This window comes from Halomonas sp. EF61, assembly GCF_040147045.1.
Taxonomy (GTDB): domain Bacteria; phylum Pseudomonadota; class Gammaproteobacteria; order Pseudomonadales; family Halomonadaceae; genus Halomonas; species Halomonas litopenaei.
The window spans coordinates 567,440-587,958 of record NZ_JAMSHM010000001.1 but is presented as its reverse complement, the minus strand read 5'-3'; the positions used below and the strand labels follow the sequence as shown (position 1 = coordinate 587,958).

The window sequence follows — 20,519 nt, the reverse complement described above, 5'->3', positions numbered from 1 at the left end:
ACTAAAATTCCATCGTGAAAGACCCTGTCTTGGCATCTCGGGGAGTTTCAGAGTTGCAAAAATCAATATAGAGGGTCAGAGGTTTGGGTGGGTTGTTTTTCCTAGTAAATTTTTCTATAGCAATAGTATGTAATCCATTGTGTTTTGAGATGATTGCAAGAGGTGATTCTTCTATTTGAGATGCAGATCGATTTCTTCTTGTAAGAGTATCGCTTTCTCTAGTTTTTATGTAGTTTTCATTAACTAAAATTTCGTTTTGGTCGTTTTTTTTCTCACCGATCTCAAGCTTCAGCCCAAGTTCAATCCCCTCGAGGTCGGGCGCCGTGACCAAAATGTTGATCTTTATATCGTTAGTAGCGATTGTAGCGATATCTTCCCAACGTCCATCTAGTGGGACAGGACCTCTGCTTTCAAACGCTTCATCGTATTTCTCCCAGGTCATCTCCACCGTGACACCCTTGAACAGCAGTTCCAGGCCGTTTTTTTCCTCTTCCAAGGCTTCATAGGGAAGTAGCTGTCCCTGGTGATTGCCATAGCGACAGCGGTTGACCCAGCTTGCGACGGCAGGGGCAACGAGGATGGTCAAGCTGGAGCCGAGAAAGAGTTTCAGCGCGGCAGTGATGAGTCCATTGCCAATGGCCAGGGCGGCGGTGACGCCCAAGACCGGTGCGCCGTAGATCACGCCGATTGCCACAATGCTCAGGGCGACAATGCCGCTGGTGATATCGATACTGCCCGCGTACTTGTGCTTGTTCTGCGTGCTTTCCGGCATCCCGAGTTTTCTGGCTCTGTTGGCGTTGTCGAGTTTGTTCAGTCCATCCATGATGCTGAGGGTGCCGATCGCTGCATCGAGTGGGCCCCTGGCGTACCGCAGGTAGCGAGCCAGTGATGCCAGCATTCCGTTACTGCTAGCCATGAAGGTTGTAGTGAATTCCACGCCATCGATTGCTACCAGACCGAGTTTTGCCATAGCGGTAGTGATCTGTATGGCGTCGGGACTATCGGACGAGAATTCCTTGCTCAGAATGCCGATATTATTGTAGAAGACCAGCGCTCTGTTGAGGCCTGCGGCTCCACGTTCCAGTCCTGCGTGAGAGGAGGGCGCACCGACCCTGATGCCTTCGGCAATATAGCTGCCGAGGTCCCGCGCATTCTGGCGGTCGTTCCACCCGTTGGTGGTGATATCATCTTCGTTGTAGTCATCAGTCGTCGTGTTGTAGCGCTCGAGAAAGTCCGGATCCGAAGTGTTGACTGGAATGACCACGGTGATCTGGTAATCATTCTCAATATGGGATACGGAGAAGTTGCCGCCAACGCCATTGTCTTGATAGAACTTCATCGCCTCTGGAGATGGGGTGTTGGGGTTTGCCTTTCCTCTTGGGTAAAGCTGGCGTGTCAGCTCGTCCAGCCAGTCATGAAAGTCCTTTCGTCCGACCGTTACACTCGCCAATACCGGTAGAAGCCGGAACTGGGAACTGTCACTACTGTCCTGTGATGCCTGTACCTGTTGAACATCGTGACTACCGGTAATAATCAGTTGCTGGTAGCGATTGAAACTGTCCAGAGCTCTGAAGGAAGGGGAGCTGGCAAGGTCGAAGTGCTGTTCTTGGCCGCTTCCGTTTGAGATGGCTTGGACGTTTGAAGGAGGCTCAGATGCCGCAGAACGTGCGGCATCATGGAGAGCCCTTTCCATGTCGTATACCGTCAGGCTATACAGGCTATTGCCAATGGTTGAAATGACTGCCGCCATGGTGGTGTCGTACTGGAATTCACGCTCCTCATGCAAGAGTGTACGGTACTGTTCTCTCCAGTGTAGAAGCACACGGGGTGATACGAAGATATGTGCTGGAAGCGAGTGACGAATGGTGATGGCCTCGTCGACCAGCCGACGCTGGTTGGAAAACATGATCTTCATCAATGTCGATTGAGGCGAATCAAGATTCCCCGCCAGTCGCTCCCACAGCCGTTTGCTGGCATCGCTCAAGATGCCTCCAAGCAGTGCGTTGGAAAGCATGCCGCTCATTCTCAGTCCGGGTGAGTAAGTATCGTCAGAATAGCGTAGTGTGACGCGGTCAAGATGAGCCTCGACCCACAGTGAGTAGTCTTCGTCGTATGCCCTCACTAACTTATTTATCTTCGCGATCAGTCTCTCGTACCTCACCTTGAAGTCTTCGAGATCCGGGTTGATGCGCTTGCTTGTTTCCGGATCCACGGCTGCGTCCGGTAAGGCGTAGCAGTCTGCCAACTCCTTGTTGTAGGCATTGATCAAACGCCAGGGTTCCTCGGTGGAATCTTCATTGTCTTCTTTCAGGCAGTCGATTTGATCCTGCAAATCGCTTCTTTCATTGCGCAAGCGGTCTATCCGAGTTTTATCTAGCCAGCTGATATCACCATCGGATCGAATCTCTTCGATTTGTCGATTTAGCTGATCTATTTGTCCCTGAAGTTTAGTAATTTTGGGCTCGCTAGTTTTTTCGATTCTTCGATTGGTTGGTTCCTGAGCAATCTTTCGCTGTACCCGGTAGTTTTTTTCGAAGATGTCGATGGCTTTGTAGCACAGAAGGTTGCGTCGATTCGGATATCCCTGGTCGTCATACTGATGGAGAAACTCCTCGAGCAGCTCCAACGGTGCTTGACGGTAGGCGTTAAGTTCATTGATCAGGCCGACTTCATCATGCACCGCCAATACCAGACTCTTGTCCTGCAACTGGGACGACGCCGCGCGTAATCGGTGACTTAGCGCCTGCCTCAGCTCCTTTCGGGTGAACAGCTGTCGGTTGCTCTGGTCGGGCCAGAAAAAGGCCTCCATGCCCTCGGCATTGTCGCTGTACTCGGCGACGTGGTGGAGTTCTTCGGAGGTGAAGGCGTAGGGTTGCTGAATCTCGCCAGTGTTATTGCGCCATTGCTCGACGTCGAAGCACTGCATGGCGACGTCGCGCATCCGGCGTCCGTCACTGTACCTGCCGGTGCGCAGGTGATTGAGGAAGTCGGAGGATAGCGGATGTTCGGTGTACAGATAGTAGATATTTTTTGCGGTATCGACGCTATCGAGGGCGATCACCGAGGCGCTGACAATCCGGGTGCGTCGATCATCATCGTTGAGTCCACAGGTGAACTCTGGTTGCTCGGGTGAGGGTGGTGTTTCGCTGATGGAATACTGGTAGAACATGCCATCGGTGGTAACGACGTAGGCATACCAGTTGTGGTTGATGCGGTCCCCCGAGGTCGTCCCATCGTGGATATTGCGATCATTTTCGTCGTCAAGCAGGTAGAAGTAACCAGGTCTGAGCTGTCGCAGGATGTACTTGCTGACCTGGCTATCGGTGGCATCGCCTAGATAATCCCGAACGTGGCTGCCCAGGGTGCGGGCTGATGGCCCCTGGTCGGACACGGACTGATCCAGCCTGATATCGGTGAACTCTACTACCCGATTCGTCGGCAGTTCTGCGAATCCTCTGGTTTCGAGGCTGCGCTGACAAACGCTGTAGCGCACCGGCAGAATCGGCAGGCCGACTCGTTCGCACAGCGGGCACTGGCCTTGCTGCACACCAGGCAATTCGACACAGGCATCATCAATCTGCTTTAGCAGGTGCTCACTGTACATAGGCGACACTCCTCGGTTTGATTGAGATGGTGCTCCATTCACTGGTGGGAGTGTTCGGGCCAGGGTGAGGTCCCTGTCTTGCCGGTCGGTAAGTACCAGCAGGTTCTGTTTGATGGGGTGCCGGATGGCGTCGTCGCCAGGACGCAGACCGTGCAGTACAGACGTGCCCATGTTGTTGGCGCCCTGGTTCAATGTGGGGTTCATCAGCGACAACAGATCGCCCTTTGCATCTTGCTCCATGCCAATCACTTCCCTTGCCAGTCCGTCGGCCACTGGTGCCACGCTGCCGCTCGAGGGCGTCACGAAGACGGGTTCCTCGGTGTTTGGCGTCGGCACCGGCGCCAAGTCGCGGACGGGGTTGAGCGATGAACCGTCCTGTCCAGATGACGAAGCGACTCGATGCCTATGGTCAATAAGCCATAGTCAGGCGGATGGGAAAACGAGCAGAGAGATAGGGGAAGCGCTAAAGATTAGAAGTTGAGAATATAAGAACATCGACATGAACAATGTCTTACGAATATCGCTTGTTCGTGCAGGTGCGAGAAAGGCGGGAGGAGACGAGCAGTCTTTGGCGAGAACGAGTGAGTGCGGCAGGCGCGCGGCATGGCGAGGCTCGACGTCCGGTCGTCGCCATGCTGCGGGCGTCAAGCTCTGAGAAAGGGGCGTCTAACGCCCCTGGGTGTCATCGCCGTTATCGCCGTCAGCATCGTCGCCTTGGCGGCTTTCGGTGATGAACTTGTCACGATGGTCACCGCAGCAGAACCACTCGCCCTTTTCGCGCAGGGCGTCCTGCTCTGGCAGGTGTACCTTGCACCAGGTGCAGCGGACCATTTTGCCACCCTCATGGGAGGTGGGGCCTTGATCCTGCTGCTCAAACTTCCACTCGCGGTACATGCGATAAAGCTTGAGCCCGGCAAAGAACACCACGGCGAAGATCAGAAGGCGGATTATCAAGAGGTTCATCCTTACTCCACACGGATTGGAGGCGGCCTTTGCCTGTTGGCGGCCCTTGCGGGACAATGGGGGCTGATCCCCCCGATTCTCGAGAGATTTCTCCGCTCATGCAAGACCTGACTCTGGTGATGGCGCAGCTCGACCCCTTGGTCGGCGACATCCCCGGCAACGCCGACCGGGCCATCGAGACCGTACGCGAGGCTTTCCTCGAGCACGGCGCCGACGTGGTTGTTCTGCCGGAACTGTTCTTGACCGGGTATCCGCCCGAGGACCTGTTGCTGAGGCCGTCGATGGAGACCCGCCTGCGCGAGGCGCGTACCCGCATGGCGGAAAAGATGGTCCGCGACGTCATGGTCATCGTGGGCTATCCCGGCCGTCGCGAGGGCGCGCTGCACAACATGGCCGGCGTGCTCTACAACGGCCAGTGGCTGGATGAGTACGCCAAGCAGGCCCTGCCCAATTATCAGGTATTCGATGAGCAGCGCTACTTCCAGCCCGGAGACACGCCGCTGGTGGTGGAACACAAGGGCGCCAGGCTCGGGATTCTGATCTGCGAGGATATCTGGCAGGAAGCGCCGGTCCGCCAGGCTCGCGACGCCGGTGCCGATATCTTGGTCACCCTCAATGCCTCGCCCTACCACCAGAACAAGCCAGCCGAGCGGCTCGAGCTTCTCGAGCAGCGTGCCAGTGACGTCGGCCTGCCGCTGGTCTATGTCAATCAGATCGGCGGTCAGGATGAGCTGGTGTTCGACGGTGGCTCCTGCTGTGTCGACGCCGAAGGCAAGCTGGCGGTGCAGGCGCCGCACTGGGATATCTGGCTGAGCCCGGTGCACTTCGTCGAGGAGCAGGGCAAGTGGACCCCGCGCCAGGGCGAGGTGGATCTGGACGTGGCGCCGGAGGAAGACCTTTACAGCGCCTTGGTCACCGGTCTGCGTGACTACGTCAACAAAAGTGGGTTCAAGGGCGTGGTGCTGGGGCTGTCTGGCGGCATCGATTCGGCCCTGTCGCTAGCCATCGCGGTGGATGCACTCGGCCCCCAGCGGGTCCATGCGGTGATGATGCCGTATCACTACACCGCCGACATTTCCAAGGAAGACGCCGCCGAGCAGGCCCGTCTGCTTGGGGTCAGCTATGAAGTGATGCCGATCGCGCCCATGGTTGAAGCCTTCATGGACACCCTGGCCGAGAGTTTCGAGGGTACCGAGCGCGATACCACCGAGGAGAATCTCCAGTCGCGCTGTCGCGGTGTGCTGCTGATGGCGCTGTCCAACAAGAAGGGCCTGATGGTCCTGACCACCGGCAACAAGAGCGAGATGGCGGTGGGCTACGCCACCCTCTACGGTGACATGGTCGGCGGTTACAACGCCATCAAGGACGTCTACAAGACTTGGGTATATCGCCTGGCGCGCTGGCGCAATACCGAGAACCTGGTGATCCCGGAGCGTGTCATCGAGCGTCCGCCCTCGGCGGAACTGGCGCCGGACCAGCAGGACAGCGACTCGCTGCCGGACTATGACACCCTGGACGCCATTCTGGTGCGCTACATCGAAGGCGACATGAGCGCCGAGGCGATCATCGAGGCTGGCTTCAGCGCCGAGGACGTCTACAAGGTGGTCAAGCTGGTGGACCGCTGCGAGTACAAGCGCCGCCAGGCACCGGTAGGCGTGCGCGTGACCCAGCGCGGCTTCGGCCGTGACCGTCGTTATCCTATCGTCAATGGATGGCAACCGGGCCTCTGACGAGACCTGCTTCTTTCCTCTTGTCGGTACCCCACCCGTCGGGCCAGATCGGCTCGGCGGGTGGCGATGTTATGCTCACCCTTCGCTGTTTGTGACGTCACTTCCCGTCGTTGGTCATGATTTCCCGGGCCGGGGTTTCTCTTGCGCTCGCTAAAGCCCCGCGACCATTAGATGGTATTTGCTTTGATGCGTACGCCGTTTTTACACGGTGATCGACGTCACTTTGTATATTCGTCGGAAGAGATGATTTAAGCCTTCATGACTGAAGCGCCAATAGGCATCGTAAAGGTAATGAAGAAGAGTGCGGTGCGAGGTGTAGGCGATATCGCAGTTCTTGCTGAACTAGTATGGTTGTTTTCAGGGGGATAGGCGCAGATTTATTCCTTGCCATTGTTTTTCATGGGTTTTTTGAAATCATATATGCCTAATTAAATTAATTTGTAATAGTGGTTTCTGGGTGTGTTTAGACCAATGTCCCGGTAAATAAAGCGCGACATTTCAATGTTGGGGCGACTCGATGGTGCTAAGGTTTTTTAGAACAGGAACCTATAACGCCGGCAGAGGGAGCGCGAATGATGACGTCCTTTCGAGTTAAAACCGCTTGTGCGCTGGTGATAGGGGGTGGGGCGGTGTTTGCCCAGCATGGCGTGGCTGCCGAGTTGACCATTGCCACGGTGGATAACCGGGACATGCTGCGGATGCGAGAGCTGAGCGAGGACTTTGTCGCGGGGAATTCCGATATTCAGCTCAACTGGGTGACGTTGGACGAGAGTACGCTGCGCCAGCAGGTCACCACCGATATCGCCACCTCCGGGGGGCGCTTCGACATCGTTACCATCGGCACCTACGAAGCCCCCATCTGGGCGGAGCGTGGCTGGCTTGTACCCATCGCCGACATGCCTGGCGACTACCAGCCCGAGGATCTGCTGCCCACCGTGCGCCAGGCGCTGTCCTATCAGGATGTTCTCTACGCGGCTCCCTTCTATGCGGAGTCCGCCTTCACCATGTACCGCACGGACCTGTTCGAGGATGCGGGCCTGAGCATGCCCAGGGCGCCGAGCTGGGACTTTCTGGCACAGGCGGCAGAAAAGCTCTCGGGCTCCGATGAACACTACGGCATCTGCCTGCGGGGCAAGCCGGGGTGGGGCGAGAACATGGCCCTGTTGACCGCCATGGCCAACGCCTTCGGCGGTCGCTGGTTCGATGAAGAGTGGCAGCCACAGCTCGAGGGAGGTGGCTGGCGTGATGCGCTGGATCTCTATCTGACCTTGTTGGGAGAGTATGGCCCGCCGAATCCGGAAGACAACGGCTACAACGAGAATCTCGCGCTGTTTCAACAGGGCAAGTGCGGCATCTGGGTGGATGCCACCGTGGCCGCATCCGCGGTGACCGATCCCGAGGCCTCCGAGGTCGCCGATCGCGTGGGGTTCGCTCTGGCGCCTGATAACGGACTGGACAAGCGCAGCAATTGGCTGTGGGCCTGGGCGCTCGCAATTCCCACCAGTTCCGAGCAGAGCGAGGCGGCCAAGCGCTTTGTCGCCTGGGCCACCTCCAGGGGCTATCAGGAACTGGTGGCCGAGCGAGAGGGCTGGTCCCAGGTGCCGCCGGGGACCCGTGCTTCGCTTTACGACAATCCAAGTTACCGCGAGGCAGCGCCCTACAGTGAGCTGGTGCTGGAATCGTTGAGAAGCGCCAATCCGGATGACCCGACGGTACAGGCGGTGCCCTATCGAGGCGTTCAGTACGTGGCGATCCCCGCTTTTCAGGGTATCGGTACGGCGGTGGGTAACCGCTTCGCCAAGGCGTTGGCCGGAGACATCTCCGCCGAGGAAGCCATCGAAGATGCTCAGTGGGTCACCGAGAAGGTGACCGAGCAGGCACGCTTTGCTCAGCAGTAGTGGCGATCGGCTCCTCGAAGGAAGCCGGCGGAACGGGTGAGCCCGCAGGTGCGACGTTCACCCGCAAGCGAGATGAGTGACACACAAGGAGGCGCCCATGGCGACATCCGGATTTGACCCGCAGCAATCTCTAGACAGCGTCGACGATGAACAGCTGCCGGTTCCGCCCCATAAACAGCACGGTGCCAAGCACTTTCTCGGACTGTATGCCGCAGAACACGTGGCCGCGACCGAGTTCGTGATCGGTGCCACCTTCGTCGGCCTCGGTGCCGGCATCTGGGACATTCTGATCGGTCTGGTCATCGGCAACACCCTGGCGATACTGAGTTTCACCCTGATCACCGCACCGATCGCCGTCGGCACCCGGCTCAGTCTTTTCGCCTACCTGGAACGCATCGCCGGCAACGTCATGGCGAAGCTCTACAACGGCGCCAATGTGGTGATCTTTGCTGCCATCTCGGCGGCCATGATCACGGTCTCTGCCACCGCGGTGCGGGTGCTTTTCGATGTGCCACCTCAGGTGGCGCCCTATCCCACCGACATGGCCTTCGTCATCATCGCCTTTGCCGTAGGGGCCATCGTGGTGCTGGTCGCGGCCTTCGGCTTCAACGCCCTGAGCGAGTTCGCCAGCATCTGTGCACCCTGGCTGATGGTGATGTTCACCGCCGGCGGCATGGTATTGATACCGGCGCTGTCGGAGTCGGTGACCGGTTTTACCACCTTGACGAGTTTTTCGGATTTCGTCGCCATCGCCAGTGCCAGCGTATTCACCGGCATCAACGCCGATGGCGAACCGGGGATCGGGCTGTGGGAGGTCATTGGCTTCGCCTGGGCCGCCAATACCTTCGCCCACTTCGGACTGATCGACATGGCGCTTCTGCGCTATGCCCGCAAGAAGCGCTACGCCCTGGCCACCAGTACCGGCATGATGTTCGGCCACTACGTTGCCTGGATCTCGGCGGGCCTGATGGGGGCGGCCACCGCCGCCACCATGAAGCTCAGTATCCTGGTGGTCGACCCCGGCGATGTGGCGTTCTACGCGTTGGGAATGTCCGGCTTCGTGATCGTGATCGTGGCCGGCTGGACCACGGCGAATTCCAACCTGTACCGCGCCGGTCTGGCCGCCCAGGCGCTGATGCCCGAGGTCAAGCGCTGGAAGGTGACCATGCTGGTGGGGCTCGGGGTGATGGGCGCGAGCTGTTTCCCCTTCGTCTACCGCAGCATGTTGCCACTGCTGACTTACGCTGGCCTGATTCTGGTGCCGGTGGGCGGCATCGCCTTTGCCGAATACCAGCTGTTCCCGCGGCTCGGCATGACCCGCTACTGGGCCAACTTCAAGGGCCTTGCCGACAACCGGCCGGCGATCGCCAGCTGGGGTATCTCGCTGATCTTCGGTTTTGGGCTCAATGTCCTCGACGTGATGCCGTTCTACTACCTGTTCCTGCCGACCTGGTTTGTGTCGATCCTGGTCTACGTGGTGCTGGCGCGAAGGGCCGGTGCCTGTGAGGCCTATCCAGAGAAGGAAAAGGCCCAGCAGGAGTTCAACGAGCGGGTGGTCGAACATCACCGGCGCAAGGCGGCGGAAAAGTACCGCGAGGGCGTGGAGGACAAGACACTGCTTTCCAAGGGCATCAAGGTGATGTGGGGGATCGTCGGACTGGGTGTGCCAGCGGTGCTGGCCTGGCGGGTGATGTTTGAAAGCCCCGACCTGTATCAGTACTACGTCAATCGTGAGCTGTTCTACGACATCACCATCTGGTGCACGGTTATCTACTTCGTCTTCGCCTACTGGGGCCTGCAGCGCTCCAAGCAGTTCAAGCGTCGGGAGCCCGAGGGCACTCCGTCCCAGGCATCGACAGGTTGAGTAGAAGCAGAAAATAGCCGGAGCCTGGCCTGCGGTGGACGCCAAGGGCAGCCACAGGCCAGCGACGGCGGAAGGATGGTGGATCGCAGCCCTGGAGCGTCAAGATGGGAGCTGAACGAAGATAAAAGAAGCGAAGCGCAGAGCGAATGACAGCAAGCGCTGCAACAAGAAGGGGCCGCCCATGGGCGGCCCCTTCTCCTTTCTTTGGCCTGCCGGCAACCTCAAGGCACCGCCTGCCTTGCGGTCGTTCAGGCGCTCAGTGGGGCGCCGTCGACGTACTTGGGTTCGAAGCGACGACCGTTGAGGCGCTCGTTGTCCGGGTCGTTCTCGATCAGCACCTGCAGTGTCTCGCTGGCGCGATCACGCAGGCCCATGCCGAGGTAGCCTTCGACCATCACCGCCAGGGCGTCGCGGGTAGCCTCGGCCTGGGGGTAGTTCTCCAACACCCAGCGACCCCGCTGCACGGCGGCCATGTAGGCCTTCTTGCGCAGGTAGAAGTCGGCCACATGCAGCTCTTGCTGGGCCAGCAGGTTGCGCAGGTAGATGATGCGCTGTTGTGCGTCCGGGGCGTACGGACTGTCCGGATAGCGGGTGATCAGGTCGGTAAAGTCGGTGTAGGCGTCACGGGTAGCGCCGAGGTCCCGCTCCGAGATATCGATGACCTTGAGCGACTCCAGGCTGAAACGACCGGCCTGCCAGGCGGCCAGCCCGCGCATGTAGTAGGCGTAGTCGACCTGCGCATGGTTGGGGTGCAGGCGAATGAAGCGGCTGGCGGCGGCCCGGGCGGCTTCCCAGTCATCCATCTCGTAGTAGGTATAGATGAGTTCGAGCTGGGCCTGTTCGGCGTAGTCGCCGAAGGGGAAGCGGGTGTCGATGGCTTCCAGGCGGTTCATGGCCGTGGTAAAGCTGCCGTTCTCCAGGGCCTGGCGACCTTCCTGGTAGAGCTGGCGTTCGGTGGCGCCGTCGTAGCGCTCTTCCTCGACGTCGTTGCTGGCGCAGCCGCCGAGTACCGCGCCCATCAACACCAGGGCGCCCAGGCGAGCGGCGGAAGTAGTGAAAACGCGCATCTTGGTCCTCGTGTCAAACAACCCGGGTCGGCCGTGGTAGAATCGGCCGCGATCCGCCCACTATAAAGCACCTTGCCTGGAAACGCAGTCTTCCTGCTGCGGGCCACGTGTTTTGTGCGCGAGTTGCCATCAATCTTCGATCCCCACAGAGAAGTGTTCCGAACCATGTCACAGACCCTCGACGTCCACAGTCGCATTCCCCTCGACATGGCAGGCTATCGCCTGGACCAGGCCGCAGCGGAATTGTTTGCCGACTATTCCCGGGAGCGGTTGAAGGGTTGGATCAAGGACGGTTCCCTGACCCTGGATGGGGCTGCGGCCAAGCCCAAGGACAAGGTCCACGGCGGTGAAAGGCTGGTGCTCAAGGCCTTCATCGAGGATGACACTCGCTTCGAGGCGCAGGATATTCCGCTTGAGGTGGTGTTCGAGGACGACCAGGTGCTGGTGGTCAACAAGCCGCCGGGGCTGGTGGTTCACCCCGCTGCGGGCAACCCCGACGGGACCCTGCTCAATGCCTTGCTGCACCACTTTCCCGACGCTGCCACCTTGCCTCGTGCCGGTATCGTGCATCGCCTCGACAAGGACACCAGTGGTCTGATGGTGGTGGCCAAGTCCCTGGCCGCCCACGCTGACCTGGTAGCGCAGCTGCAGGCGCGAAGCGTGTCGCGGGAGTATGACGCCATCGTGGTGGGCAAGATGACCTCTGGTGGCACCGTGGATGCGCCGATCGGCCGGCATCCCAAGGACCGCAAGCGCCAGGCGGTTACCGCCTCGGGCAAGCCGGCGGTGACCCACTATCGGGTGGTGGAACGCTTTCGTGCCCATACCCACGTTCGCTGCAAGCTGGAGACCGGCCGTACTCACCAGATTCGCGTGCACATGGCGCACCGGCGCTTTCCATTGATCGGCGACCCGGTTTACGGTGGGCGACTCAAGCTGCCGCCCGGAGCGGAGCAGACGCTCAAGGAAATCCTGCGCGAGTTTCCGCGCCAGGCGCTGCACGCGCGTCGACTGGCCTTCGTCCACCCGAGTCGCGGTGAGGAGGTCAGCTTCCAGGCGCCGCTGCCGGATGACCTGCTGATGCTGCTGGACTTCCTGCGTGACGATGCGGAGACCATGCAATGATCGATGCCCTCGACCTGCGCCCCAGCGTGATCGTGCCCGACTGGCCTGCTCCGGCCAATGTCGGTGCCTTCGTCACCACCCGCGAGACCGGCCCCAGTCAGGGACCCTACGCCGCCTTCAACCCGGCGAGTCACGTCGGCGACAAGCCGGAACATGTGGAGCTTTGTCGGCGCCAGTTGAGCAAGGAACTGGGCGATGAGCGTCCGCTGCTGTGGCTCGATCAGGTCCACGGCGCCAGCGTCCAGCATGGTTTCAGTGACACCATACCCAAGGCCGATGCCTCGGTGGCAACCACCCGTGACTACGCCTGCGTGATACTGACGGCGGACTGTCTGCCGGTGTTCTTCTGTGATCGTGGCGGTGAGCGCGTGGCGCTGGCCCATGCTGGCTGGCGCAGCCTGGCCGGTGGCGTGCTGGAGGCTACCGTGGCCTCCCTGGGCACTGCGCCTGGGGAACTGATGGCCTGGTTGGGGCCGGCGATCTCCAACGCTCAGTTCGAGGTTGGCCCCGAGGTGCGTGAGGCCTTCTGCGGCGTGCACCCCGAGGCAGCCAGCGCCTTTGAACCGAGCCCCTATCGCCTGGGGCACTATATGGCGGACCTTTACAAGCTGGCGCGTCTGCGGCTTGAACGTCTTGGCGTCTCCCACGTCAGCGGCGGGCACTTCTGCACCGCCTGTGAATCACGCTTCTATTCCCATCGTCGTGACGACGGCGTCACTGGACGCATGGCCAGCGTGATCTGGCTGCGATAGAGCGGACCGACGTCGCACTTATCCCGAGACTCCCTTCTAGACGTCAAACTGCTTCTCTAGACTTGAAACGTCCCTAAAGCACCGCCATATCTCTGTCAAGTCACATTGACAGGGTCAAGCGGTGCGTCCGAACGCATCGCCATCCCGAAAGGAGATATCGATGCGTTTTGACAAGTTTACCGCCAAGCTGCAGCAGGCTATCGCCGACGCCCAGTCCCTCGCCGTGGGGCGTGGGCACAATCAGATGGAACCTGCGCACCTGCTGCTGGCGCTGCTCGACAACCGCGACACCGGCGTCAAGGCGCTGGTACAGAAGGCGGGGGGCGACGCCGGTCGGCTGCGTGACGCCCTGGCGGGCCAGATCGACGATCTGCCCCAGGTCGCCCAGTTCGACGGCGAAGTGCAGCCGTCCCGGGATCTGATCAAGCTGTTCAACCTCACCGATGCCGAGGCCCAGAAGCGTGGCGATCAATACATCGCCAGTGAACTGGTACTGCTGGCGGCAATCGCCATGAAGCATGCCGTGGCCAAGGCGCTGACCCAGGCTGGCCTTGCGCGCAAGTCGCTGGAGGGCGCCATCGATAGCGTGCGCGGTGGCCAGAAGGTGGATGACGCCAACGCCGAGGACAGCCGCGAGGCGCTGGAGAAGTACACCCTGGATCTGACCCAGCGGGCCGCCGACGGCAAGCTGGATCCGGTGATCGGGCGTGACGACGAGATCCGTCGCACCATCCAGGTGCTGCAGCGGCGCACCAAGAACAACCCGGTGCTGATCGGCGAGCCCGGCGTCGGCAAGACCGCCATCGTCGAGGGGCTGGCCAGCCGCATCATCAACGGCGAGGTGCCCGAGGGGCTCAAGGACAAGCGCGTGCTGTCGCTGGACATGGGCTCGCTGCTGGCTGGCGCCAAGTTTCGCGGCGAATTCGAGGAGCGCCTGAAGGCGGTGCTCAACGAGTTGTCCCAGGAAGAAGGGCGGGTCATCCTGTTCATCGACGAATTGCACACCATGGTCGGTGCGGGCAAGGCCGAGGGCGCCATGGACGCCGGCAACATGCTCAAGCCGGCGCTGGCCCGGGGTGAGCTGCACTGTGTCGGTGCCACCACCCTGGACGAGTACCGCAAGTACATCGAGAAGGATGCGGCGCTGGAGCGGCGTTTCCAGAAGGTGCAGGTGGATGAGCCCAGCGAGGAAGACACGGTGGCGATCCTGCGTGGCCTCAAGGAGCGCTACGAGGTGCACCACGGCGTCGACATTACCGACGGCGCGATCATCGCGGCGGCCAAGCTGTCGACGCGCTACATCACCGATCGTCAGCTGCCGGACAAGGCCATCGATCTGATCGACGAGGCGTCGTCGCGCATTCGCATGGAGCTCGACTCCAAGCCGGAGGAAATGGACCGTCTGGATCGTCGCCTGATCCAGTTGAAGATGGAGCGCGAGCACCTCAAGAAGGAAACCGACGAGGCCTCGCGCAAGCGCCTCGATACCCTTGAGGAACAGATCGGCGAGCTGGAGCGCGAGTACGCCGACCTGGACGAGATCTGGAAGGCCGAGAAGGCCAGCATCCAGGGCGCGGCCCAGTTCAAGGACGAGCTAGACCGGGCGCGGGTCGACCTGGAGCAGGCTCGCCGCCAGGGCGACCTGGGGCGGATGTCGGAACTGCAGTACGGGGTGATTCCGGAGCTCGAGAAGAAGATTGCCGAGAGCGGCGATGCCGAGGCGGACACCCGTCACCACAAGCTTTTGCGCTCCAACGTCACCGAGGAGGAAATCGCCGAGGTGGTGTCACGCTGGACCGGCATTCCGGTGGCCAAGATGCTCGAGGGCGAGCGCGACAAGCTCCTGCGCATGGAGGAGGCCCTGCACGAGCGGGTCATCGGTCAGGACGAGGCGGTCACCGCCGTGGCCAACGCGGTGCGGCGCTCCCGCGCGGGCTTGGCCGACCCCAACCGGCCCAACGGCTCCTTCCTGTTTCTCGGCCCGACCGGGGTGGGTAAGACCGAACTGTGCAAGTCGCTGGCCAACTTCCTGTTCGACACCGAGGAAGCCATGGTGCGCATCGACATGTCCGAGTTCATGGAGAAGCACTCGGTGGCGCGGTTGATCGGCGCGCCTCCCGGCTATGTCGGCTATGAAGAAGGCGGCTACCTGACCGAAGCGGTGCGCCGCAAACCCTATTCGGTGCTGCTGCTCGACGAGGTGGAGAAGGCCCACCCGGACGTCTTCAACATCCTGTTGCAGGTGCTGGAGGATGGTCGCCTGACCGACGGCCAGGGGCGCACGGTGGATTTCCGCAACACCGTCATCGTGATGACCTCCAACCTGGCGTCCGACATCATCCAGCAGTTCGGTGGTGACGACGCCGACTACGACAGCATGCGCCAGACGGTGATGGAGGTGGTCGGAAGCCACTTCCGGCCTGAGTTGATCAACCGCATCGATGAAGTGGTGGTGTTCCACGCCCTCGGCCAGGATCAGATCCAGGCGATCGCCGGCATCCAGCTTGAACGTCTGCGCACGCGGTTGGCAGAACACGATCTCGGGCTCACGGTCTCCGACGAGGCGTTGGCACTGTTGGCGGTGGTCGGCTTCGACCCTGTCTATGGCGCTCGTCCGCTCAAGCGCGCCCTGCAGAGCCGGATCGAGAACCCGCTGGCACAGGACCTGCTGGCCGGCAAGTTCAGCGCTGGCGACGTGATCCGCGTGGTCGCCGACGATGGTCAGTTACGTTTCGACCGCTGACCACGGGTCGATCACGCAAGAAGGCCCCTTCATCAAGGAGGGGCCTGATGCCTTCGGCTGGCATTCGTGCATGATTGGTAATTCGAATACCCATTCTCAAGCAAATGGTTAATCGGTCGCTATACTGAAGGTCAGGTTGCGTCCTGTGACCCCCTTGCCCGCCCGGTTCCCCACCCGGCGGGCTTTTTCGTGGTGTTCCTCAAGGCCTGGGGCTGTTTGAAAGGTCGAAGTGCGCGGGCTTATTCTTGCCAAGCCCTAGCGCGTCGCCCGGGCGCCGGAAAGGTGCACGCGTCGCAGGCGTACGTTGTCGCCCACCAGGTGCTTTTGCAGTTCCTCGAGACTGACGTTCTTGGTCTCTGGCATCAGGAATATCACGAACACCAGTTGCAGCAGCATCATTACCGCGAAGAAGGCGAACACCGGCCCGCCGCTGAAGGTGCCCAGCACCCAGGGCATGACCAGGGTGATCAGCGCAGCGAAGACCCAGTGGATCGAGGCACCGAAGGATTGGCCGCGGGCACGCACGTGGTTGGGGAAGACCTCGGAGATGAACACCCAGATGACCGCACCCTGACTGATGGCATGGGCAGCGATGAACAGTCCCAGCAGCAGCGGGACTTCGAGTCCGCCCAGGGCGTCGGCGAAGAAGGCGCGAGAGATCAGCACCAGCGACACTAGATAGCCGGCCGAGCCGATGAACAGCAGGGTACGGCGGCCGAAGCGGTCGATCAGCGACATCCCGATCATGGTGAAGACCAGGTTGACCAGACCAATGCCGGCGGTGGACAGAAGCGCTGCCTGGCTACCGAGTTCGGCGGCTTCGAGCACCCGGGGGGCATAATAGATGATGAAGTTGATGCCCGAGAGCTGGTTGAAGAAGGCGATCAGGAAGGCCAGCAGAATCGGCAGACGATAGCGACGCGAGAAGAAGGGGGCCTTGGCGGACGCTTCGTCGGTTTCGGCGGCGCGAATGGCGTTGATCTCGGCGTCGACATCGGCATCAGGGTTGATCTGGCGAAGTACCTGGCCGGCTTCCTCGATAGCGTTCTTCTTGAGGATGAGCCAGCGCGGACTGCGCGGTACACGGGTGATCATCAGGGTGTAGATCAGTGCAGGGATGGCCTCGATACCCAGCATCCAGCGCCAGGCGTCGTCGCTCATCAGGCTGCCGATTACATAGTTGGAGACGAATGCCATGAGGATGCCGAAGACGATATTGAACTGGTACATGGCGACCAGAAAGCCGCGATGGCGCGGCGGGGCGATCTCGGAGATATAGGTGGGGGCCGCCACCGACGAGATGCCGACGCCGATGCCGCCGATCAGGCGGAAGAAGGCGAACAGCCAGGGGTCGGACACCACCGCCGAGCCCACCGCGGAGACCAGGTACAGCACACCGATCATCAGCAGGGTGGCGCGCCTTCCCAGCGCATCGGTGGGCCAGTTGCCGAAGATGGCACCGATCACGGTGCCCCAAAGGGCCATGGACATGATCAGCAGGCCATGCTGCAGGTCGCTGAGACCCCACAGCGCCTGGATGGGCTTGTCGGCCCCGGAGATGACCGCGGTGTCGAAGCCGAACAGGAATCCTGCCAGCGCCACGGTGATGGACCATTGCACGATGCGAGACATGTAGTGCTACCTCCTGTGAAAGGGGGGCGTTGTTGTGGTTGTCTAGGGCTTGTCTGAAAAGTGCCTGCGCTCGGTAATACGGCGTTAAAAATCGGATCAACATGCTCATTTACACCCCGTAAACTGCGCTGTCTCACCGATTTTTGCCTTGTCTAACCTTCGCTCGTCGACTTTTCGGACTGCGCCTAGAGAAATCCTTGGATGAATCGATTCTCTCTTGAGGCGTCAGCGATCCAGATGGCAAGTGTCAGCGACCCGATTCGAAAGCGTCGGCGAGTCGTTCGCTGATCGTCAGCGGTGCCGATCAGACCCGGGGCGGGGCAGAGAGAAACTCTCCTGTCGTCATGCTCCGGCTGTCGTGGCGACTTTCCGCCGCACCCTCTCCATCGGTGTCTGGTAAAGTAAGTGAATCGTGTCACCTGGCGTCATTACAGCAGCGTCATGGCCAGATTTCGAGAAAACGGCGTTAGACATTGGTCTTGCTGCACCCGCGAAAAGAGGCCTTTCAGAGTGCTCTGACCGAGCGCGATGGGAACGGCGGTTGACAGTCACAGAGCGCTATTGGAATCTTGAGGGTTCCTGACTGCGGGCGCGGCACGATGGGTGACCCCCAACGCCGCGTGAAGGGTAGGCCAATGGGCCTCTACCCGCCGAAGGACTACCAGGTTCGGGTTAACCGCCCCGCCTGGCCAACGCCCCGACGCGGTGACCCGCCGTGATGAGAGTGCAGGCCCCAACCGGGCCGACGGACGCCAGGGTTTGGCATCAGGTGCCGGTGCGCCGGCAGCAGCATACCGCTGCACTCGACTTCGTACCCACGACAGGTGCGAATCGCACTCGAGACCTCCAGGGGAGATACATCTGTGGAATTGCTTTCAGGCGCGGACATGATCGCCCGCTTCCTCCAGGATGAGGGCGTGGAATACATCTACGGCTATCCGGGCGGCGCCGCACTACACATCTACGATGCCTTGTTCCGTCAGGACAAGGTCAAGCACATCCTGGTTCGCCACGAGCAGGCCGCGACCCACGCCGCCGACGGCTATGCACGGGCGTCCGGCAAGCCCGGGGTGGTACTGGTCACCTCGGGTCCGGGGGCCACCAATGCGGTGACCGGCATCGCCACTGCCTATATGGACTCGATCCCGATGGTCGTGCTCTGTGGTCAGGTGATGAGCCATCTGATCGGTGACGATGCCTTCCAGGAGACCGATATCGTCGGTGTCACCCGGCCGATCGTGAAGCACAGTTTCTCGATCAAGCACCCGAGCGAGATTCCCGAGGTGCTCAAGAAGGCCTTCTATCTCGCCGCCACCGGGCGTCCCGGTCCGGTGCTGGTGGATATACCCAAGGACATGACGGCGCCCACCGAGCGCTACGAGTACGTCTATCCGAAGAAGGTCAAGATCCGCTCGTACAACCCGGTCAGTCGCGGCCATACCGGACAGATCAAGAAGGCCGTCGAGCTGATGCTCAAGGCCCGTCGTCCGGTGTTCTACACCGGTGGTGGCGTGGTCCAGGGGCGTGCTTGCGAGGGGCTGACCGATCTGGTCAAGCAGCTCGGCTTTCCGATCACCACCACCTTGATGGGCATCGGGGCTTACCCCCAGAGCGACGATCAGTGCCTGGGCTGGCTCGGCATGCACGGCTCCTATGAGTCCAACATGGCGATGCATCACGCCGACCTGGTGATCGCCATCGGCGCGCGTTTCGACGATCGTGTGACCAACAATACCTCGAAGTTCTGCCCCACGGCCAAGATCATCCACGTGGATATCGACCCCAGCTCGGTGTCCAAGACGGTGCGCGCAGACGTGCCCATCGTTGGACCTGCGGCCAGCGTGATCAACGAAATGATCAGCCTGGTGCAGGGCCATGAGATCGCCAATCCCGACGCGCTCAAGGACTGGTGGAAGACCATCGACGAGTGGCGCGACGATCGCAAGGGCAAGCTCTACGAGCCGTCCAGGCCCGGCGAGGTGCTCAAGCCGCAGGAGGTGATCGAGGCCATCTGCCGGGTGACTCGTGGCGAGGCGTACGTCACCACCGACGTGGGTCAGCACCAGATGTTCGCAGCCCAGTACTACAAGTTCGACAAGCCTAACCGGCTGATCACCTCCGGTGGACTCGGCACCATGGGCTTCGGTTTTCCCGCGGCCATGGGCGTCAAGCAGAACTTCCCCGATGAGGAGGTCGTCTGCGTGACCGGCGAAGGAAGCTTCCAGATGATGATGCAGGAACTCTCCACCTGTAAGCAGTTCGGTGGTGGGGTCAAGATCATCAATCTCAACAACGGCTCGCTGGGCATGGTGCGCCAGTGGCAGGACCTCAACTACAAGTCCCGCCATGCTCACTCCTACATGGAGTCGCTGCCGGACTTCCAGATGCTGATCGAGGCCTACGGTTTCACCGCGCTCAGGGTCGAGAAGAAAGAGGATCTGGAAGAGGCGCTGGCGCGTACCTTCGCCGACACCCATGAGCTGGTGTTCCTCGACGTCGCGGTGGACCCGCACGAGCACGTCTATCCGATGCAGGTGCCTCTGGGCTCCATGCGTGACATGCTGCTTTCCAAGACGGAGCGGACCTGATGCGACATATCATCTCGATTCTGATGGAAAACGAACCGGGTGCGCTGTCGCGGGTCGTGGGGCTGTTCTCCCAGCGCAACTTCAACATCGAAACCCTCAACGTGGCGCCCACCGATGACCCGACCCTGTCGCGTCTGACCGTGACCACCGTCGGGGACGACCGGGTGATCGAGCAGATCACCAAGCACCTCAACAAGCTGATCGACGTGGTCAAGCTGGTGGATCTCACCGAAGGCAACCATATCGAGCGTGAGTTGATGCTGGTGAAGGTCAAGGCGCTGGGCGCTGCCCGCGATGAGGTCAAGCGCACGGTAGACATCTTCCGTGCCCAGATCGTCGACGTCACCCCGAGTCTGTACACCGTGCAGATCACCGGCGATGCCGAGAAGCTCGACGCCTTCCTGCAGGCGATGGGCCCCGTGGGCATTCTCGAAGTAGCGCGCACCGGCGTCTCGGGTATCGCCCGTGGTGACAAGGTGCTGAGCCTCTAGCAAGCCGCTGGCCCTGGTGGGCAGCCGGTGAACCTGTTACGCCGCCTCTCGGGGCGGCGTTT

General features: G+C 60.7%; 12 protein-coding genes. 8 read left to right on the top strand and 4 right to left on the bottom strand.

Going from position 1 to position 20,519, the window contains the following annotated elements:
• Nucleotide 1: 1 nt before the first annotated feature.
• The gene (locus tag NFI08_RS02430; protein ID WP_349586921.1) at nucleotides 2–3,907 is read right to left on the bottom strand and encodes a T6SS effector BTH_I2691 family protein; all 3,906 of its coding nucleotides are present in this window, start codon (nucleotides 3,905–3,907) and stop codon (nucleotides 2–4) included.
• Nucleotides 3,908–4,270: 363 nt separating this feature from the next.
• On the bottom strand, nucleotides 4,271–4,567 hold the full coding sequence (locus tag NFI08_RS02425; protein WP_108133534.1) for a PP0621 family protein: 297 nt from the start codon (nucleotides 4,565–4,567) through the stop codon (nucleotides 4,271–4,273).
• 98 nt (nucleotides 4,568–4,665) lie between these two features.
• On the opposite strand from NFI08_RS02425, the gene NFI08_RS02420 reads away from it, so the two are divergent.
• The 3 genes from NFI08_RS02420 to NFI08_RS02410 all read left to right on the top strand — a co-directional run bounded on the left by NFI08_RS02420 (nucleotide 4,666) and on the right by NFI08_RS02410 (nucleotide 10,059).
• On the top strand, nucleotides 4,666–6,297 hold the full coding sequence (locus NFI08_RS02420) for an NAD+ synthase (RefSeq protein ID WP_108449267.1): 1,632 nt from the start codon (nucleotides 4,666–4,668) through the stop codon (nucleotides 6,295–6,297).
• Nucleotides 6,298–6,869: 572 nt separating this feature from the next.
• A complete protein-coding gene (locus NFI08_RS02415) occupies nucleotides 6,870–8,195 on the top strand; it encodes an ABC transporter substrate-binding protein (protein ID WP_349586917.1) in 1,326 nt (441 codons plus the stop codon).
• A gap of 97 nt (nucleotides 8,196–8,292) precedes the next feature.
• Nucleotides 8,293–10,059 (top strand): purine-cytosine permease family protein, encoded by a 1,767-nt coding sequence (locus NFI08_RS02410; RefSeq protein ID WP_108133538.1) that lies wholly within the window; start codon nucleotides 8,293–8,295, stop codon nucleotides 10,057–10,059.
• A gap of 248 nt (nucleotides 10,060–10,307) precedes the next feature.
• On the opposite strand, the gene NFI08_RS02405 is transcribed toward NFI08_RS02410, so the two are convergent.
• Nucleotides 10,308–11,126, bottom strand: coding sequence for an outer membrane protein assembly factor BamD (locus NFI08_RS02405; RefSeq protein ID WP_045994250.1), 819 nt, complete (start codon nucleotides 11,124–11,126; stop codon nucleotides 10,308–10,310).
• Nucleotides 11,127–11,291: 165 nt separating this feature from the next.
• Between NFI08_RS02405 and rluD the strand changes: the two genes are divergently transcribed.
• The 3 genes from rluD to clpB all read left to right on the top strand — a co-directional run bounded on the left by rluD (nucleotide 11,292) and on the right by clpB (nucleotide 15,746).
• Nucleotides 11,292–12,251 carry a 23S rRNA pseudouridine(1911/1915/1917) synthase RluD gene (gene rluD / locus NFI08_RS02400; RefSeq protein ID WP_349586912.1) on the top strand — a complete coding sequence of 320 codons (960 nt, stop codon included), beginning with the start codon at nucleotides 11,292–11,294 and terminating at the stop codon, nucleotides 12,249–12,251.
• On the top strand, nucleotides 12,248–13,003 hold the full coding sequence (gene pgeF / locus NFI08_RS02395) for a peptidoglycan editing factor PgeF (RefSeq protein ID WP_045994252.1): 756 nt from the start codon (nucleotides 12,248–12,250) through the stop codon (nucleotides 13,001–13,003). The genes rluD and pgeF overlap by 4 nt, the downstream gene beginning before the upstream one ends.
• A 160-nt stretch (nucleotides 13,004–13,163) precedes the next feature.
• Nucleotides 13,164–15,746, top strand: coding sequence for an ATP-dependent chaperone ClpB (gene clpB, locus NFI08_RS02390; RefSeq protein WP_045994253.1), 2,583 nt, complete (start codon nucleotides 13,164–13,166; stop codon nucleotides 15,744–15,746).
• A gap of 255 nt (nucleotides 15,747–16,001) precedes the next feature.
• Here the strand turns inward: clpB and NFI08_RS02385 are convergent, their stop codons facing one another.
• Nucleotides 16,002–17,378: a sugar porter family MFS transporter gene (locus NFI08_RS02385; protein ID WP_108449270.1), complete on the bottom strand. Its 1,377-nt coding sequence runs from the start codon at nucleotides 17,376–17,378 to the stop codon at nucleotides 16,002–16,004.
• Between the two features lie 863 nt (nucleotides 17,379–18,241).
• On the opposite strand from NFI08_RS02385, the gene NFI08_RS02380 reads away from it, so the two are divergent.
• Nucleotides 18,242–19,966 carry an acetolactate synthase 3 large subunit gene (locus tag NFI08_RS02380; RefSeq protein WP_349586907.1) on the top strand — a complete coding sequence of 575 codons (1,725 nt, stop codon included), beginning with the start codon at nucleotides 18,242–18,244 and terminating at the stop codon, nucleotides 19,964–19,966.
• Nucleotides 19,966–20,457: an acetolactate synthase small subunit gene (gene ilvN / locus NFI08_RS02375; RefSeq protein WP_045994256.1), complete on the top strand. Its 492-nt coding sequence runs from the start codon at nucleotides 19,966–19,968 to the stop codon at nucleotides 20,455–20,457. Before NFI08_RS02380 ends, ilvN begins: the two co-directional genes overlap by 1 nt.
• Nucleotides 20,458–20,519: the final 62 nt, after the last annotated feature.